The 16,277-nt window shown below is 32.6% G+C and carries 20 protein-coding genes; 4 read left to right on the top strand and 16 right to left on the bottom strand.

Annotated elements, in window-relative coordinates; genetic code table 11:
* Positions 1–19: 19 nt before the first annotated feature.
* From SJY43_RS08645 to SJY43_RS08660, 4 genes are all read left to right on the top strand, one after another.
* On the top strand, positions 20–511 hold the full coding sequence (locus tag SJY43_RS08645) for a TlpA family protein disulfide reductase (protein WP_396600343.1): 492 nt from the start codon (positions 20–22) through the stop codon (positions 509–511).
* Positions 512–591: 80 nt separating this feature from the next.
* Positions 592–1,350: a triose-phosphate isomerase gene (gene tpiA / locus SJY43_RS08650; RefSeq protein WP_396600344.1), complete on the top strand. Its 759-nt coding sequence runs from the start codon at positions 592–594 to the stop codon at positions 1,348–1,350.
* A 224-nt stretch (positions 1,351–1,574) separates the two neighbouring features.
* Complete coding sequence (gene prmA, locus SJY43_RS08655) at positions 1,575–2,408, top strand: 50S ribosomal protein L11 methyltransferase (RefSeq protein WP_396600345.1); 834 nt, start codon at positions 1,575–1,577, stop codon at positions 2,406–2,408.
* 33 nt (positions 2,409–2,441) lie between these two features.
* Positions 2,442–2,717 carry an ATP-dependent Clp protease adaptor ClpS gene (locus SJY43_RS08660; protein ID WP_396600346.1) on the top strand — a complete coding sequence of 92 codons (276 nt, stop codon included), beginning with the start codon at positions 2,442–2,444 and terminating at the stop codon, positions 2,715–2,717.
* A 76-nt stretch (positions 2,718–2,793) separates the two neighbouring features.
* Here the strand turns inward: SJY43_RS08660 and SJY43_RS08665 are convergent, their stop codons facing one another.
* The 16 genes from SJY43_RS08665 to SJY43_RS08740 all read right to left on the bottom strand — a co-directional run bounded on the left by SJY43_RS08665 (position 2,794) and on the right by SJY43_RS08740 (position 16,270).
* The gene (locus SJY43_RS08665; RefSeq protein ID WP_396600347.1) at positions 2,794–3,060 is read right to left on the bottom strand and encodes a heavy-metal-associated domain-containing protein; all 267 of its coding nucleotides are present in this window, start codon (positions 3,058–3,060) and stop codon (positions 2,794–2,796) included.
* Positions 3,061–3,134: 74 nt separating this feature from the next.
* A complete protein-coding gene (locus SJY43_RS08670; RefSeq protein WP_396600348.1) occupies positions 3,135–3,341 on the bottom strand; it encodes a DUF2892 domain-containing protein in 207 nt (68 codons plus the stop codon).
* Between the two features lie 21 nt (positions 3,342–3,362).
* The gene (locus SJY43_RS08675; protein ID WP_396600349.1) at positions 3,363–4,778 is read right to left on the bottom strand and encodes a rhodanese-like domain-containing protein; all 1,416 of its coding nucleotides are present in this window, start codon (positions 4,776–4,778) and stop codon (positions 3,363–3,365) included.
* A gap of 72 nt (positions 4,779–4,850) precedes the next feature.
* Positions 4,851–5,642, bottom strand: coding sequence for a sulfite exporter TauE/SafE family protein (locus SJY43_RS08680; RefSeq protein WP_396600350.1), 792 nt, complete (start codon positions 5,640–5,642; stop codon positions 4,851–4,853).
* Complete coding sequence (locus SJY43_RS08685) at positions 5,643–6,056, bottom strand: DUF6691 family protein (protein WP_396600351.1); 414 nt, start codon at positions 6,054–6,056, stop codon at positions 5,643–5,645.
* Positions 6,057–6,059: 3 nt separating this feature from the next.
* Positions 6,060–6,617 (bottom strand): YeeE/YedE family protein, encoded by a 558-nt coding sequence (locus tag SJY43_RS08690; protein WP_396600352.1) that lies wholly within the window; start codon positions 6,615–6,617, stop codon positions 6,060–6,062.
* A gap of 235 nt (positions 6,618–6,852) precedes the next feature.
* Positions 6,853–7,482, bottom strand: coding sequence for a Crp/Fnr family transcriptional regulator (locus tag SJY43_RS08695; protein ID WP_396600353.1), 630 nt, complete (start codon positions 7,480–7,482; stop codon positions 6,853–6,855).
* Positions 7,483–7,551: 69 nt separating this feature from the next.
* Entirely contained in the window at positions 7,552–7,761 is a 210-nt protein-coding gene (locus tag SJY43_RS08700) for a DUF2892 domain-containing protein (protein WP_396600354.1), read from the bottom strand.
* A gap of 18 nt (positions 7,762–7,779) precedes the next feature.
* Positions 7,780–8,085 (bottom strand): hypothetical protein, encoded by a 306-nt coding sequence (locus tag SJY43_RS08705; protein ID WP_396600355.1) that lies wholly within the window; start codon positions 8,083–8,085, stop codon positions 7,780–7,782.
* Positions 8,086–8,096: 11 nt separating this feature from the next.
* On the bottom strand, positions 8,097–11,291 hold the full coding sequence (locus SJY43_RS08710) for an efflux RND transporter permease subunit (RefSeq protein WP_396600356.1): 3,195 nt from the start codon (positions 11,289–11,291) through the stop codon (positions 8,097–8,099).
* 229 nt (positions 11,292–11,520) lie between these two features.
* Positions 11,521–12,600 (bottom strand): efflux RND transporter periplasmic adaptor subunit, encoded by a 1,080-nt coding sequence (locus SJY43_RS08715; protein WP_396600357.1) that lies wholly within the window; start codon positions 12,598–12,600, stop codon positions 11,521–11,523.
* A 113-nt stretch (positions 12,601–12,713) separates the two neighbouring features.
* The gene (locus SJY43_RS08720; RefSeq protein WP_396600358.1) at positions 12,714–14,027 is read right to left on the bottom strand and encodes a TolC family protein; all 1,314 of its coding nucleotides are present in this window, start codon (positions 14,025–14,027) and stop codon (positions 12,714–12,716) included.
* Between the two features lie 24 nt (positions 14,028–14,051).
* Positions 14,052–14,510, bottom strand: coding sequence for a DUF4405 domain-containing protein (locus SJY43_RS08725; RefSeq protein WP_396600359.1), 459 nt, complete (start codon positions 14,508–14,510; stop codon positions 14,052–14,054).
* A gap of 355 nt (positions 14,511–14,865) precedes the next feature.
* The gene (locus SJY43_RS08730; protein WP_396600360.1) at positions 14,866–15,504 is read right to left on the bottom strand and encodes a DUF2202 domain-containing protein; all 639 of its coding nucleotides are present in this window, start codon (positions 15,502–15,504) and stop codon (positions 14,866–14,868) included.
* A gap of 153 nt (positions 15,505–15,657) precedes the next feature.
* Positions 15,658–16,128: a hypothetical protein gene (locus SJY43_RS08735; RefSeq protein WP_396600361.1), complete on the bottom strand. Its 471-nt coding sequence runs from the start codon at positions 16,126–16,128 to the stop codon at positions 15,658–15,660.
* A 4-nt stretch (positions 16,129–16,132) separates the two neighbouring features.
* Positions 16,133–16,270 (bottom strand): hypothetical protein, encoded by a 138-nt coding sequence (locus SJY43_RS08740; protein WP_173300062.1) that lies wholly within the window; start codon positions 16,268–16,270, stop codon positions 16,133–16,135.
* Positions 16,271–16,277: the final 7 nt, after the last annotated feature.

Below are 16,277 nucleotides of genomic sequence, written 5' to 3' on the forward strand. Positions count from 1 at the left end.
CTAAACTGAAAATAACTACATGAAAAAAATAATTTACTCCCTAGCCTTATTTGTAACTGTACTTAGTTGCGACTCTCAAGCACCCACACAATTTTCTGAAGCCGCTTTAAATGATACTTTGTTAAGTGTGGAAGGTAGTTCTATACCATTCAAAAATATTTTAAATAAGCATAAAGGTAAAACTATTATTATCGATATTTGGGCATCATGGTGCAGCGACTGCATAAAAGGCATGCCAAAAGTAAAAGCTTTACAAGAGCAGTTTCCAGATGCAGCCTATGTGTTTTTATCTTTAGATAGAGGAGAAGATGCATGGAAAAGAGGTATTAAAAAATATAACGTAATTGGCGATCATTATTATTTACCAAATGCAAAGGATTGCGATTTAGCAAATTTTGTAAATATTAGCTGGATTCCTAGATATATGGTGGTAAATAAAGCTGGCGAAATCGTTGTATTTAATGTTATTGAAGCTAATGATGATAAGTTGATAAAAGCAATAAAAAATTAGTTATTTTTGTTCAAATAGTGAATATAAACAGCTAAAAGTAAAAGATACTTTAAATATATAATCAAGATTTTCAAAACATTATGAGAAAAAACATCGTAGCAGGAAACTGGAAAATGAACAATGATTTATCAGCATCTAAAAAGCTGGCAAAACAAGTTGCGAAATTAGTAAAGGAAAGCAAAGTAAAAGGAACTAAGGTTATTATAGCTCCAACATTTGTGAATTTAGAACGCGTAGCTAAAGCAACTAAAAAATCAAAAGTTAAGGTAGCAGCTCAAAATATGCATTTTGCAGAAAGTGGAGCGTTTACTGGAGAAATAGCTCCAAAAATGTTAAGATCTATAGGTGTTAAAACCGTTATTTTAGGACATTCAGAACGTAGAGAATATTTTGGTGAAGACGATGCGTTATTAGCAAAAAAAGTTGATGCAGCTTTAGAAAATAAAATGGATGTAATATTCTGTTTTGGTGAAGTATTAGAAGATAGAAAGTCTGGAAAACAAGAGCAAGTTGTAGAATCGCAAATTAAAAATGCTTTATTTCATTTAGAAGCGAGTGCTTTTTATAACATTGTGTTAGCTTATGAGCCTGTTTGGGCAATAGGTACAGGCGAAACTGCTAGTCCAGAGCAAGCGCAAGATATGCATGCATTCATCAGAAAAACGTTAGCAGATAAGTACGGAAACGATGTCGCTAACGAGGTTTCAATTCTTTATGGCGGTAGCTGTAAACCAGGTAACGCTAAAGAAATTTTCTCTAAGCCAGATGTAGATGGTGGATTAATTGGAGGAGCAGCACTTAATGCTGAAGATTTCCTTGCTATCGTTAATGCATTTTAATTAAATAATATTTTGGGCGTTACCCCGATAAAAATCGGGGTCGCGCTCGTAATTTATCCTGAGCAAAGTCGAAGGGTTACAAGTCCTCACTATCCCGATAAAAAATCGGTATAGTTGTGGACTTTTATTCGTGCAATTTTATTTTTCATTAAAGAATTCATGAACATAAATGTTTCATTTCAATCGCTAACGCGGGCTTATCCGCAAAATAGTTACATAAAACCATGTCTAATATTATCTATATTGGTTATTACTTTAAAGTACAACCACTTCAACCAGCAGTAGAAATTCTTATAGCCGAATTGGGATATGCTGGCTTCGAGAGCTTTGTAGAAAACGAAGATGGTGTAACTGCATACATTCAAAAAGAAGAGTGGTATGAAACTATACTTGAAGATATTCAAATTCTAAATTCAAATGAATTTGAAATCACCTTTACTTTTGAAGAAATTGAGCAAACCAATTGGAATGCAGAATGGGAAAAGAACTTTAACCCAATAGTTGTAGATAATGTTTGTGCGGTTCGCGCACCATTTCATGATAAGTTTGACACGAAATATGATATTGTTATTGAACCAAAAATGAGTTTTGGTACTGGTCACCATGAAACCACACACATGATGATTCAACATATATTAAAAAACGATTTTGAAGGCAAAACGGTTCTCGATATGGGATGCGGAACAGGTGTTTTAGCCATTTTAGCAGAAATGAAAGGCGCAAAAAAACTGGATGCTATAGATTATGATAATTGGTGCTACTTAAATAGTCTTGAAAATGTAGAACGAAATAACTGTAAAAATATAACCGTAATAGAAGGCGATGCGTCAGTTTTAGAAAATAAATACGACATAATAATTGCTAATATAAACCGTAATATTTTAATGCAAGATATGGCAACTTATATATCATGTTTAAATAAAAACGGCCTATTATTTTTAAGCGGATTTTATAATGATGATATCCCAATGATTCAAAAAGAATGCGAAAAGCATCTGTTAAAATTTGAAGAAAAATTAGAAAGAAACAATTGGGTATCGTTAAAATTTATAAATTAGTAAAGTATTTAATCCCCCAAGGTTATTAAAATTATGAGTACAAAAGAAAAAACATCAGAAGAATTATTACTTGAAGAAGCCGTGCTAACTGAAAATGAGATCGTACTGTTTAATGATGATGTAAATACCTTTGATCATGTTATAGAAACTCTTATTAACGCCTGTGAGCATACTTCAGAACAAGCAGAGCAATGTGCCATACTTGTACATTACAAAGGCAAATGTACAGTTAAAACAGGAGCGTATAAAGAATTGAAACCACGCTGTTCTAAGCTTTTGGAAGCTGGTTTAAGTGCTGAAATAATATAAAAAAGAGGCTGCCTAAAATCTATTTGAATAGTGAGAGTTATTCAACTTAAATTTAATAGACAACCGTATACTTATATTACTTCATTCTTCCAATAGCACAACTCACAAAAGATTTTGCTTTTGTAGTTAAAGCATTTTTTTCTCCAACAACAGGATATCCTATGCTATTTAGAAGTTCTTTAACTTCATTTAAAGTACTTTCATTTTCGTATTGAAATGAAACGGTATTGGTATCGTTATTAATTTCTAATTCAGAAACATCATCTACATTAGAAACTTTTTTAGTTATGGTATTTGCACAACCACCACACTTTAAATTTTGTATTTCAAGTATTGTTTTCATGTGTTTATATTATTAGGTTTTTATTGGTCACATGGAACTTTTATTTTTGATATTGAAAACCAGTTATAAAAGTTTCATTTTTTTATTTTACACGTGTTAATTCCAAAAATGGTGTATAGAGGACAAAAATTTATAAAGCTAGTTACTAGAAAAATAATAGCTGCTGCCATTAGTATATATGCCAATGTTCCTGAAATGACATTAAAATAATAAAGTAGAGCTATAGCTATTGCGGCTACAATCCTTATGCCTTTGTCTAAACTTCCCATGTTTTTTTTCATATCTTTTTTTTGTTTATTAAGTTATTGTAAGGTTGATGGGCATACATAATTTGTAGTTGGTAAATCACTATCCTTTATTGCCGCAAAACCACCTGCAACATCAATTAAATTATTAAACCCTCGTGCTTTTAAAATGGATGCTGCAATAACAGATCGATAGCCTCCTGCACAATGTACATAATAGGTTTTGTTTTTATCAATAACATCCATATTATCATTAATATAATCTAAAGCAAAATGTTGTACCTGTTCGCCTTCAAGGTGTTCAGATTGGTATTCACCGTCTTTTCTAACATCTAAAACATGAATGTTTTCATTTTTGTATGCTTTAGAAAAGGTATCAACAGGTACAGATGCAATAACTTCAATATCTTTTCCAGCATTTTGCCAAGCTTCAATACCGCCTTTTAAATAGCCCAATGTATTATCGTAACCTACTCTAGATAACCTTGTTACTGTTTCTTGTTCTTTACCTTCTGGTGTTACTAGAATAATTGGTTGTTTTATATCTGTAATTAAAGCGCCAACCCATGGTGCAAATGCGCCATTCAAACCAATAAAAATAGAGTTTGGTATGTGTGCCTTAACAAATTCTTTTTCTGATCTTACATCTAGAACTAACGCATCTTCATTATTAGCGGTAGCTTCAAATTCTTCTGGACTTAAAGCCGTATCTCCTTGTTTTAAAACACTTTCAAAGGCATCATAACCAGATTTATTCATCATGGCATTTTTTGCAAAATATTGCGGTGGCGGCGCTATGCCAGCCAATACCTCTTTTACAAACTCTTCTTTTGTCATATCTGCTCTTAAGGCATAATTTGTTTTTTTCTGGTCTCCTAAAATACCAACTGTTTCTTTGCTTAAATTTTTTCCACATGCAGAACCCGCTCCATGCGCAGGGTAAACAATAACATCATCTGGTAGTGTCATGATTTTTTGTCGTAAAGAATCATATAACATTACAGCGAGGTCTTCTTTTGTTAAATCAGATTTAATGGCTAGATCTGGTCGTCCTACATCGCCTAAAAATAGAGTGTCTCCAGAAAAAATAGCATGTTCTTTTCCGTTTTCATCTATTAAAAGAAATGTCGACGATTCTAGAGTGTGCCCTGGTGTGTGTAATACTTTTATAATGATATGACCTAGTTTGAATTCTTCATTGTCTTTTGCAGCGTGAATATCATAATTGGTTTCAGCTCCGGGGCCAAATATAATTTTAGCACCAGTTTTTTTAGCTAAATCAACATGACCAGAAACAAAATCGGCATGAAAATGTGTTTCAAAAATATATTTTATTTTGGCGTTTTCTTTATTGGCTTTATCAACATATTGCTGTGTTTCGCGCAATGGATCAATAATAGCAACTTCACCATTTGATTCTATGTAATATGCACCTTGTGCTAAACATCCTGTATATATTTGTTCTATTTTCATAATTAACTTTTCTTCTTATTCAAAATTACAAAACCTTATTATTTAGTTTGGTGACTAATATCACTTTTAAAACTATTTTAACTCTTTAAAAATGATGTATATAGCCATTATTAATACAAAAAAACCAAAGCTCTTTTTTAATTTCTCTCCACTAATAAATTTAGAGAGAAAGACACCTATAACAATTCCTATTATTGATATGAGCGTAAACGTTAAAAGGAAAGCCCATTCTATATCTAGTGTTTGAACATCGCCAGTAAATCCAATTAAAGAATTAATGGTTACAATTATTAACGATGTTCCAACAGCTTTTTTCATTGGGATATTTGCCCAAAGTACTAATGCAGGTACATATAAAAATCCGCCACCGGCTCCAATAACTCCTGTAATGGTTCCAATAATTAACGCTTGAATAAAGGTTTTGTAATAGGGTTGAGATGTTGATACTAGCTCTTTTTCTTTGCCCTTTTTAATCATGGATATTGAAGCTAAAAGCATTATAATAGCAAAAAATATCATGATTCCCATACCTTTAGACAGCTGAAAATCTCCTGCTGAAAATAAGGTTTCTGGAATACCAGGAACCAAATAGCGTCTAGATAAGTATACTGCAATAAACGAAGGGAACGAAAACGCTAATCCTGTTTTAAAATCGACCAAACCTTTTCTGTATTTTTGATAGGTGCCAACCATTGATGATGTACCAACTACAAAAAGCGAATATGCTGTCGCAAGAACTGGATTATATCCTAAAAGATAAACCAAAAGCGGCACGGTAAGTATAGAACCACCACCACCAATAAGTCCTAAAACTAAACCTACTATTAGCGCACCTACATAACCTAAAATTTGGATTGTATCCATTTAATGTGGGAGTTTGTTTTTTAAAAGCCCATAAAGGAATGTTCCAAAAATTGCAGCGGCTATGACTATAAGCATGCTCCAAATACCTGTTCCTAAAAGAATATACATAGGACCTGGACAAGCTCCAATTAATGCCCAGCCTAAACCGAAAATAATACCACCAACTATGTATCTTGTTAGCCCGTCTTCTTTTTTTGGCACAAAAATATCTGCGCCTCTTATACTTTTTATATGTCGCTTTTTTGAAATTTGTAAAAAGAGTATCCCTGATGCAATTGCAGTTCCGATTATGCCATACATATGGAAGGATTGAAACCTAAACATTTCGTAAATGCGATACCATGAAACGGCTTCAGATTTAACTAAAACGATTCCGAAAAACATACCTACTAATAAAAATTTTATAGCCTTCATATATTAAAAAATTAGAGGTAAGATTAGATTAGCCATAATCAATCCGCCAATAAAAAATCCTATAACTGCTATTAATGAAGGTTTTTGTAAACTACTTAAGCCTGCAATAGCATGACCAGATGTACATCCGGCAGCATATCGGGTACCAAAACCAACTAAAAGGCCACCAATTACTAAAAGTATAAGAGTTTTTGGTGATGATAAAGCTTCTATACCAAATAATTCGTTTGGAACTAAAGTTGCTCCGGCATTATTGAAACCCATATTTTGAAGTTCAATAACTGTTGTTGGGTTTAATTCTGTACCACTATTATTTGATAGAAATTGAACGGCGATAAAGCCTCCAATTATTGCGCCTAAAACAACCGTTAAATTCCAAAGTTGGTCTTTCCATTTAAAGTTGAAAAAATCTGAAAACTTACCTGCACCTGCTATTGTACACATAGTTCTGAGATTTGATGACATACCAAATGTTTTGCCAAAATAGAGTAGTAATGCCATGACTAGGGCAATGAGTGGGCCTGAAACATACCACGGCCAGGGATCCAATAAATAATTCATACCTGATAATTTAGTGCTAATTTACATTGAAGATTAATTGTTTATGTAACAATGGTTACTTAATGATAGTTAACGTGTTGATTTTGTGTGAGATAATTTTTTCCCTTTGTTAGGGTTTGTACTCTTGATGGTGGATAGTTGCGCTAGGGATTGAAAAGGATAGCCCACAGCCCGACGCAGGAGGAGCGAGGACTAGTATTGTAAAGCCCGACCCTTGTGGTAGCGCCCAAATGATTTAAATAACCACTATTTTATTTCTGCCTAGTTTTATTTTATTCTCGTTTTCTAGTTTTTTTAAGAGTCTGGATATAACCACACGCGATGTGTTTAAATCTTCGGCAATGTCTTGATGTTTTATGGATATGGTTTTTGTCTCATCTACTACCGACATGTTTTTTAAATACTTAAGTAATCGCTCGTCCATTTTTAAGAATGCGAGGCTGTCTATGGCTTCAAGCATTTCGTCGAAACGTATTTGGTAACTTTGTAATATGAAATTCCTCCAACTTTCATTACTATGAAACCATTTTTGCATGTTTTGAACAGGAATAAGAACTAAGGTAGAATCTTTTTCGGCAACTGCTCTAATTTTACTTTTTGAGGTGCCTAAACAGCAGGTAAGCGACATGGTGCATGTGTCTCCTGCTTCTAGAAAATAAATGAGTAGCTCGTTACCATCATTATCTTCTCTTATTATTTTAATATCACCTGTTAACAAAAGCGGAATGAAATTTAATGTCTGATTGATATCTATTATAATATCATCTTTTTTAAAACTTTTAAATATCCCGTTTGTAGAAATTTCGTTAATTAGATCTTGATCTAGAGTATGCGCAAATTTTTGCTGTAATAATTCATTATCCATACCCAAAAATAGCAATTTAAATTTGAATTAATTGCTTGTTGGTTAATATTGATAGTTCTTAACTATAAATTAAGAAGTAGAACAACTTCCGCCTTCTTTTTTTATTCCTAATTTCATTAAGATAGTTTCTAGTAAACACCATTTTGTGAAAGCTGATTGAATTAAGTTAACACCAATAAATACGGTAAACCACATCCAATTTGGACTTACGTATACAGATAGCACTACACTCAATAAGACCATAACACCTACTATAACTCTGAAATATGTATTTAACATTTTGATTAATTTTTAAGTTTATATAAATTTTTCGATAGGAACAACAACCGCTTTTAATGGGTTGTTGGTTTCTAAATTTGAATTAAATTCTTTTATTAAATTGAATAACGTATCTATATTTTTGTCTTCTGCAAACGAGAAAAACAAACGCGACTCATTACCAAATTTTTCGCCAGGAAACCAACTTGAAGTCATTAATACTGACGAACTATTTTTATAGCCATCAATACCAGAACTACTTAAGTTTTCAATATTTGCATTTTTGAAAAGCTCTAAAACTTCTTTTTGATACTCTTCTACAGCTGTAACTAATACTAATTTCATATTGTTAGGTTTTATTTGTAATTCTTTTTCTCAATCATATAGTAAACCAATGGAACTACTAATAGTGTTAATACTGTAGAGACAATAGTACCACCCATTAAAGATATTGCTAAACCTTGAAAAATAGGATCGAAGAGAATTACAAATGCTCCTATTACTACCGTTCCTGCAGTTAATAGAATTGGTGTAGTACGTACTGCACCTGCTTCAATAGCTGCTTGTTTAAGCGGTACACCTTCTGCAGTTCTTAGGTTGATAAAGTCTATAAGTAAAACGGAATTCCTTACCATAATTCCGGCTAAAGCAATCATACCAATAAATGATGTTGCGGTAAAAAATGCGCCCATAATCCAATGCCCTAAAATAATTCCTATTAATGATAAAGGAATAGCAACCATCATAACAATTGGTGCTTTAAAGTTTTGGAACCAGCCAACAATTAATATGTAAATTAAGATTATGGCTCCCATAAAGGCAATACCTAAATCTCTAAATACCTCTAAAGTAATTTGCCATTCGCCATCCCATTTTACAGTATAATCGTCTTCAAAATCTGGTTGACCTAAATACATTTCATTTATCTCGAAGCCTTCTGGTAACGGGATTTGTTTTAATTTTTCTTCCATTCCAAGTATGGCATATGCCGGACTTTCTAAAACTCCTGCCATATCTGCCATCACGTAAACTACACGTTTTTGGTTTTTTCTATAAATACTTTTTGCAGCAGTAGTTTCTGTAATATCCACTAAATCTGCAATAGGAACCATATTGCCTTGTTTCGATTTTACTTTTAATTGTGAAATATCTGTAATGGTAGATTTTTCTTTTTCGTCTAAAGCCAATACTAAACCAACTTGATTTACAGAACCTTCATCATATAGATTTGTAATGGCTCTATTTGATAATGCCATACTCATCGTATATGTTATTTGCTGGGGTGCAACACCATATAACATGGCTTTTTCTTTATTGATGTTGAATTGGTATTCTGTTTGATCGTCTTCAACCATCCAATCGATATCAACTACATCATCCGTATTTTTCAAAATATTTTTTACGCTATTGGCTACCTTAATTTGTTCGTTATAATCTGGCCCATAAACTTCAGCAACAATAGTTGACATTACTGGTGGTCCTGGTGGCACTTCAACCAACTTTACATTTGCATTATATTTTGATGCAATTTTCTGAATATCTGGACGTAATAATTTTGCAATGTCGTGGCTTTGTGCCGTACGATCTTCTTTTGCTAATAAATTAACTTGAATATCTGCCATATTACTGCCGCCACGTAAATCGTAATGGCGCACTAAACCGTTAAAAGTAATTGGAGCAGAAGTCCCAACATAGTTTTGGTAATTTACTACTTCTGGTCTCGTTGATAAATATTGTGAAATTTCTTGTGCTACAACTCCAGTACGCTCAAGTGTTGTGCCTTCTGGCATATCAATAACAACTTGGAATTCGTTTTTATTATCAAAAGGCAACATTTTTACTGCAACCGAATTGGTGAAAAATAAAAGCATAGTACCCAATAAAACAGCAAAGGTTACTAATAAAAAAATCCATCGTCTACTTTTACTTTCTAATAAAGGGCGTTCAAACTTGTTGTAAACTCTATAAATAAGTGTGTCTTCAATAGCTTTTTTTGGTTTCTCTTCTTCTCCCTTTTTATCTTTTTCTCTCAAGAAAATATAACCCAAATAAGGTGTAATGGTTAAGGCTACAAATAGAGATAATATCATCGCTATTGATGCTCCAATAGGCATTGGCGCCATATATGGTCCCATTAATCCAGATACAAAAGCCATAGGTAACACCGAAGCAATTACTGTAAACGTGGCTAGAATGGTTGGGTTACCAACTTCGTTAATAGCATAAAGAGCGGCTTGTTTAAACGGCAATCGTTTCATTTTAAAATGCCTATGCATATTTTCGGCAATAATAATGGAGTCATCAACCACAATACCTGTTACAAATACCAAAGCAAATAATGTAATTCGGTTAAGGGTGTAATCCATCATGTAGTAACTCAACAACGTTAATGCAAACGTAATTGGAACCGATAAAAATACAACCAATCCACCTCGCCAGCCCATGGCTAACATAACAACTATAGTTACTGCAAAGATAGACCCTATAAGGTGCCATAATAATTCAGATACTTTATGAGACGCCGTTTCACCATAATTTCTAGTCACTTCAACATGTACATCATCAGGAATTAAAGTAGTTCGTAAATGATCTACTTTATCGATAATAATTTCAGCAAGTTTCATGGCGTCAGCACCTTTACGTTTTGCAACTGATATAGTTACAGCAGGATATTCAGACTTGTATTCAGAAGATTTTTCACCGCCTTTTCCAAAACCTAAGCTCACATAGTTTTGAGGCACTTCAGGACCATCAATAATTTTAGCAACCTGCTTTAAATATATAGGTTGGTTTTGTTGCACACCAACTACCAAGTTTTCAACATCGGTAACCGATTCTAAAAACTTTCCTGTATTTACAAGAAATTCGGTATCGTTTTTATCAAAACTTCCAGCGCTCATTTGAGAGTTATTCGCTTTAATCATTTCTGAAACCGATAAGAAATCTAATCCGCTTGAAGCCAATTTATCTTTATCTAACACCACACGCAATTGACGGTTTCTACCACCAATTTTATGTGTAATGGCCACATCATTCACCTTTTTAATTTCAGACTCTAACTCTTGCGCCATTTGGCTTATTTGGTAATCGTCGTAATTCTCACTCCACAACGTTAAACCTAACATGGGCACGTCATCAATAGCACGTGTTTTTACCAAAGGTTGAGTAACACCTTGCGGCATCTCATCCATGTGCTTATTAATTTCATTATATAATTTCACTATAGAGCGTTCAATATCTTCACCTACATAAAACTGCACGATCACCATACCTTGCTCTTTCATCGATGTAGAGTACACATACTCTATACCTTTAATATTTGAAATTAATTGCTCTAAAGGTTTAATCACTCGAGATTCCACTTCCGAAGGACTAGCACCAGGATATCCAACAAAAATATCTGCTATTGGCACATCAATTTGTGGCTCTTCCTCACGCGGAATTAAAAACGAACTATACACACCAACCACCATAAATACAATCATTAACAACACGGTTAACTTAGATTGCATAAAGACTTTGGCAATTTTACCTGCGATTCCTTCTTTCATTGAATTTTATTTTTTCATTCCCACGAAGGTGGGAATCTCGATTCTATACTTGTTTTTTAATTATTTTTTGGGCGTTTTAACAGGCTATCCGTTACAATCTTTTTTTGCCATATATGGCAGCAAAAAAAGGATTTTCACTACTATCCTTAACGCGCTCACTCATGTGTTATAAATACCTGTCAGGTTTTTGAAACCTTACAGGATACTGCGACTGTTTACTGAATACTGCCTACTGAATACTAATCTTCACTCCATTAAACAGTTTACCTTCAGCTGAAACAATGTAAGCTTCATCTGCATTCAAACCAGATAATACTTCTACTTGATCCCCAAACGTTCTTCCTAATCGTAACCAACGTAACATGGCTGTATTGCTTTGACTTACTGTATAGACACCAGATAATTGCCCGTTTGTTACAATAGCTTCATTTGGAATTAAAACCATGGCCGATTTTTCTTTACGTTCTACAGGAAATTGAACGGTTGTGAACATGCCAGATAAGATTTTCGCTTCCGTTTTATCTAAATCTATTTTTACTAAATATTGTCCGCCAGTATTTTTAGCCGATGTACTTACTTCAGTTACTTTTCCTTTTATGGTTTGATTAATAGATTTTACCAATACATTTACAGAAGATCCTTTTTTAATTTGAGAAATTTCAGATTCTGGTACCATGGCCATAACTTCGAAACTACCAGGTGTTTCTACACTAATTAAAGGCATTCCTGGGTTAGCCATATTTCCTGCTTCAACATTTTTACTAGTTATAATTCCGCTAAATGGAGCCGTTATATTGCTATAAGTAAATTGCGCATTAATTTCGTTCTTCATTTGGTTTGCAGATTCTAAACGTGCTTTTGCCATTTCAAAATTGGCAGTCATATCATCCATTTCTTTTTGAGATGCACTATTATCTGCAAATAAGTTTTTGTAACGGTTGTAATCTTTTTGTGCATTGTTAAAGGCTGCAGTAGCTTCTGTAATACCTGCATTAACTTGCGCACGTTTAGCTTGCAAATCAGCATTGTTTATAGATACTAATAATTGTCCTTTACGCACTTTATCTCCAACATTTACGTATACTTTATTTACGTAACCCATCATTCTAGTGCTTAAGTCTGCACTATTAGTGGCTTGAATTTTTCCGCTTGCACTTAAAAACGGACTATTGCCATTAGCTTCTACTTGGCTGGTTTTCACGGCAATTGCTGGCGAATTATCTGCAATAGTATTTTTGTCTTCGCTACCACAACTTGTAATAAATAAAGACGCTGTAATAAGTGTTATTAGGTATATGTGTTTTTTCATTTTAATTGAGTTTTTTCTTTTAATTCCTGCCAGGTTTTTAAAACCTTGCAGGATAATCATCTTTTTGTTAGTTACTGACTGAATACTGCGACTGAATACTGTAAACTGTTTTTTTATTCTTTAGTTAAAAATTGTAAGTAAGCTTGTGTATAGTTATACTCGAAAATGGTTTGATAATATTCCAATTGCTTTTGCGAATATTGTGTATCGGCTATTAATAAATCAGATGTTTTTTCTAAACCTTCTTTAAATCTATTAGTACGTATTCTTAAAGATTCTTCAGACTGTTCTAATGCTAAAGCTGTTAACTTCAATTTGTTTTCGGCATCTAAAAAAGCGCGTTTCGCTTTATTTAATTCTAAATTACTTTGCGATACATATTGGTTATATTCTAATTTTGATTTTTCAAATTCAGCTTTACTTTTTTGTGCTTTTCCAAAACGTTTAGAACCTTGAAAAAGATCCCAGCTTAATTGTGCTCCAAATAAATACCCATTGGCATCTGCTTGAAAAATTTGATCGTCATATAATTCATAACTTCCAAAAGCATTCAACCTTGGTAAGAATGCCATTTTATCGGCTTTATTCATTGCTTTATATGCATTTGAAGCCAATTGCATCGCTTTAATATCTGAACGATTTTCTGAAACCGTTTTATCATCTATAGTAAAAGTTTCAACTGTTAACTCATCAGTTGGTTTATATAAAACATAGGCATCATCATTCATTAAAAAAGACAAGTAGTTTGAAGCATTTTGCACGTTGCTTTTTGCTGTTTGTAATTGGTTTTGAACTTCGGTAACGCGTACTTCAACATTCAATACATCGGCACGTTGCAGATAGCCTTGTTTAAAACTATCATCAGCTAATTTTTTATTGGCATTGGCAGCTTCTAAAGCTTTTTCTAAAACATTAACAGCTTTATATGCCAATTGTAATTGCATGTATGCTTTTTCAACTTCAAACACTAGATAATCTTGTGTGCGCTCTGTTTTTAAAGACATAGCTTCCATTTTAGATTTAGCAGCTTTACGCTTAAACATGCCATCTAAATTAATTAAGGGTTGTTGTACTTCTATCTTTGTGGCATAGTTCTCAATCTGAGAAGGGTTGTTTAATAATGCTGGGCTAAAATCGTTTTGCGTTAGTATTTCCTGATTTAATTTAGAACCAAAAGCCATTAACGGATTTGTAGTTGCCATGGCTGTATGGCTTGCAGTAATGTTAGGTAAAAATACAGCGTTGGTCTGTCTGTAATCTGCTCTAGCTTGTTTAAACTCTTCTTCAGAAATCTTTAGGCTTTGGTTATTTTCTGAAACACTACTCAAAACCTCAGATTTTGAAATTGGTTTGAGTTCTTGAGCCTGAAGTATCGACACAAGGCTTAGTAAAAAACCAAATATTAGGACATGTTTATTTTTTTTCATTATTTGTTTATTTCTGACACAAAACTAATTGTATTGATATTGTAAGTTTGTAACTAATGTTACTTGCCGTCCGTTACCTTTATTAATAGATTCAATTTTTGGCTGTACAAAAAATGGAAATAAAATCATTAGAAGACATAGAATTGCAAAAAACAATGCCACAATCTTTTTTGTGAAAGGTTCTTTGATTATTTTTTTATAAACATTTACTATAATCTTCCAATGGAGAACAATGTGTGCTATTAATAAGCCTAACAGAACAAACCCTAGAATAAGATGAATCATGCCCCATTGGTGTCTGTCTAATCCTAATAAGTAAAGCTCGACTTTACGCCCATAAACATCCCAACGTTCTTGGCCAGGTATTAACGTGTATTTTATTAAAAAGCCAGTTCCTATAATTGCAGACATGCATACGGTCATGATTGTGTTTATAGTAAAATTTATGATGGGTTTTCGAATTACTTTTGTTGATTTATTCATTGTGGTTTAATAATTTAAAACCAAATGTATTTGAGTAGTCTAATTGCTGCAATGATATCTATCAGGTAGGATAGTATAAGAAATTAAATAATTTGCAAAAAAAAAAGCACTCAAGTAATTGAGTGCTTTTATTTGCTATTAATTAACAAAAAACCAAATTTAATACTTCATTTAAAAACCCTTAGAGTAATAATGAAATCAAGTAAATTGAATAATTTATGATTACAAAAATAGTATAACTAGTAATGTTTTTTTGTGACAAATGTTACATGAAAAAAGGCACTCTTATTCAAGAATGCCTTAACAATCACCTAAATAAATAGTAGTCACCCATCATTAGAATACTGTTTTTAGTTTAATTACACTTTTCGCTATCTGAAGATACAATAAGGTTATATGCATCTTGAGTTAAAAATTGTGGTGTATAAGTGTTACCTTCTTTTTCAATATTTGAAACAAAACTTCTTAAATGATTTCTAGACCCACATCGTAAGCTTTCAAAAACAGATGCTATTTCTACATTGTTAGTTTCATTGATATGTATTTGTAAATCCACAATATCTAAATCTTCAATAGTTGCTCCAATTTGTAATGCGCTAGCTTGATCTGTTTTACCATCAATTATAAATTGATCATACAAACCTTGAAGTGTTTCATTTTCAAATTCACCAATGGGTAATAATGAATATTCTATGTTATTTTTAATTAATAAATTTTCAATCGCATCCATATGAGTTTGTTCACTTTTCTGAATATTTGCAAATTGATTTATAGACCAGATATTGTCTAAATACATATATGTGTCTCTAGCTAGTTTTTCTTCTTCTAGCATAAATAGTAATGCTGTTTTATCTGTTTCTAATACTGTTTCTTCTGAAGACTCTTCTATAATATCATTGTTATCATCGTTATTATCGCTACAACCAGATAAAAGTGTTAGTGAAAACATTAATATAAAAATAGAAATTACGGAGATTAATGGTGTTTTGTTCATCTTTTTTAAAATTATTTATTTAATCAAATTTAGATATTAAATAAAAGGTTTGTAGTGACTTATGTTACATAAGAAAAGGCATTTATAACTGAATATAAATGCCTTTAACAAACCAACCAAAATAACTGATAACCACATCAGCTAATCAATATTTTACTGCTTATACGTTGCGTGACATTGCACACAATAATTTAATGTATTGGATAAAGCAGCAAGCGAATTTTCTTTATTTCTTTTTTTTAAAACGTCACTCATTATATCTGCACTTTTATGAAATTCTAACCCTAATTTTTCGAAGCCTTCGTCTCCAAAAGACGCACACATTAATTTCATTTCTGTTGTAGAGCCTAATTTTGAATATGCCAGTTTTGAAGCTTTATCGTAATCATCTTGAGAAAGCAACGCTGTAATTTCTTGTACAGCCTGCAAATGACTTCTCATATTAGACAATTGATGTTTTTTCTGCATCTCGTTTAAATTGAGTGAAATACGACCATCATCAATTGTTTTAGGTTCTAAAACTACAGTTTCAGCCGCTTTCGGTGATTCTTTTTCCGTTTTATTTTTACAGGAATAAGCCTCTAAAACACTAAGAGTAGTAATTACAATTATTAATTTCCTCATCGTTCTATTTGGCCTTTTCTCTTGTGCCTCCATGTCCACCAGCCACAATTACCATAATTTTTACACTTAAAATTATAAATTTGAAAAACTGAAGAAATGGATTCATCATTCTAAACCGCATTCTTGGTGAAATTCTTTTCATTAGAGTT

It is taken from the genome of Algibacter sp. R77976, from assembly GCF_044594645.1.
In the GTDB taxonomy this organism is placed as follows: domain Bacteria; phylum Bacteroidota; class Bacteroidia; order Flavobacteriales; family Flavobacteriaceae; genus Algibacter_B.

What these genes read in the sequence shown, in the direction of transcription:
- SJY43_RS08700 (WP_396600354.1), bottom strand. Translation starts at nt 7,761, where the DNA reads ATGTTAAATACATATTTCAGAGTTATAGTAGGTGTTATGGTCTTATTG.
- SJY43_RS08675 (WP_396600349.1), bottom strand. Translation starts at nt 4,778, where the DNA reads ATGAAAATAGAACAAATATATACAGGATGTTTAGCACAAGGTGCATAT.
- SJY43_RS08710 (WP_396600356.1), bottom strand. Translation starts at nt 11,291, where the DNA reads ATGAAAGAAGGAATCGCAGGTAAAATTGCCAAAGTCTTTATGCAATCT.
- SJY43_RS08695 (WP_396600353.1), bottom strand. Translation starts at nt 7,482, where the DNA reads ATGGATAATGAATTATTACAGCAAAAATTTGCGCATACTCTAGATCAA.
- SJY43_RS08715 (WP_396600357.1), bottom strand. Translation starts at nt 12,600, where the DNA reads ATGAAAAAACACATATACCTAATAACACTTATTACAGCGTCTTTATTT.
- SJY43_RS08685 (WP_396600351.1), bottom strand. Translation starts at nt 6,056, where the DNA reads ATGAAGGCTATAAAATTTTTATTAGTAGGTATGTTTTTCGGAATCGTT.
- SJY43_RS08690 (WP_396600352.1), bottom strand. Translation starts at nt 6,617, where the DNA reads ATGAATTATTTATTGGATCCCTGGCCGTGGTATGTTTCAGGCCCACTC.
- SJY43_RS08665 (WP_396600347.1), bottom strand. Translation starts at nt 3,060, where the DNA reads ATGAAAACAATACTTGAAATACAAAATTTAAAGTGTGGTGGTTGTGCA.
- SJY43_RS08720 (WP_396600358.1), bottom strand. Translation starts at nt 14,027, where the DNA reads ATGAAAAAAAATAAACATGTCCTAATATTTGGTTTTTTACTAAGCCTT.
- SJY43_RS08725 (WP_396600359.1), bottom strand. Translation starts at nt 14,510, where the DNA reads ATGAATAAATCAACAAAAGTAATTCGAAAACCCATCATAAATTTTACT.
- SJY43_RS08645 (WP_396600343.1), top strand. Translation starts at nt 20, where the DNA reads ATGAAAAAAATAATTTACTCCCTAGCCTTATTTGTAACTGTACTTAGT.
- SJY43_RS08735 (WP_396600361.1), bottom strand. Translation starts at nt 16,128, where the DNA reads ATGAGGAAATTAATAATTGTAATTACTACTCTTAGTGTTTTAGAGGCT.
- SJY43_RS08660 (WP_396600346.1), top strand. Translation starts at nt 2,442, where the DNA reads ATGAGTACAAAAGAAAAAACATCAGAAGAATTATTACTTGAAGAAGCC.
- prmA (WP_396600345.1), top strand. Translation starts at nt 1,575, where the DNA reads ATGTCTAATATTATCTATATTGGTTATTACTTTAAAGTACAACCACTT.
- SJY43_RS08680 (WP_396600350.1), bottom strand. Translation starts at nt 5,642, where the DNA reads ATGGATACAATCCAAATTTTAGGTTATGTAGGTGCGCTAATAGTAGGT.
- SJY43_RS08670 (WP_396600348.1), bottom strand. Translation starts at nt 3,341, where the DNA reads ATGAAAAAAAACATGGGAAGTTTAGACAAAGGCATAAGGATTGTAGCC.
- SJY43_RS08740 (WP_173300062.1), bottom strand. Translation starts at nt 16,270, where the DNA reads ATGAAAAGAATTTCACCAAGAATGCGGTTTAGAATGATGAATCCATTT.
- tpiA (WP_396600344.1), top strand. Translation starts at nt 592, where the DNA reads ATGAGAAAAAACATCGTAGCAGGAAACTGGAAAATGAACAATGATTTA.
- SJY43_RS08705 (WP_396600355.1), bottom strand. Translation starts at nt 8,085, where the DNA reads ATGAAATTAGTATTAGTTACAGCTGTAGAAGAGTATCAAAAAGAAGTT.
- SJY43_RS08730 (WP_396600360.1), bottom strand. Translation starts at nt 15,504, where the DNA reads ATGAACAAAACACCATTAATCTCCGTAATTTCTATTTTTATATTAATG.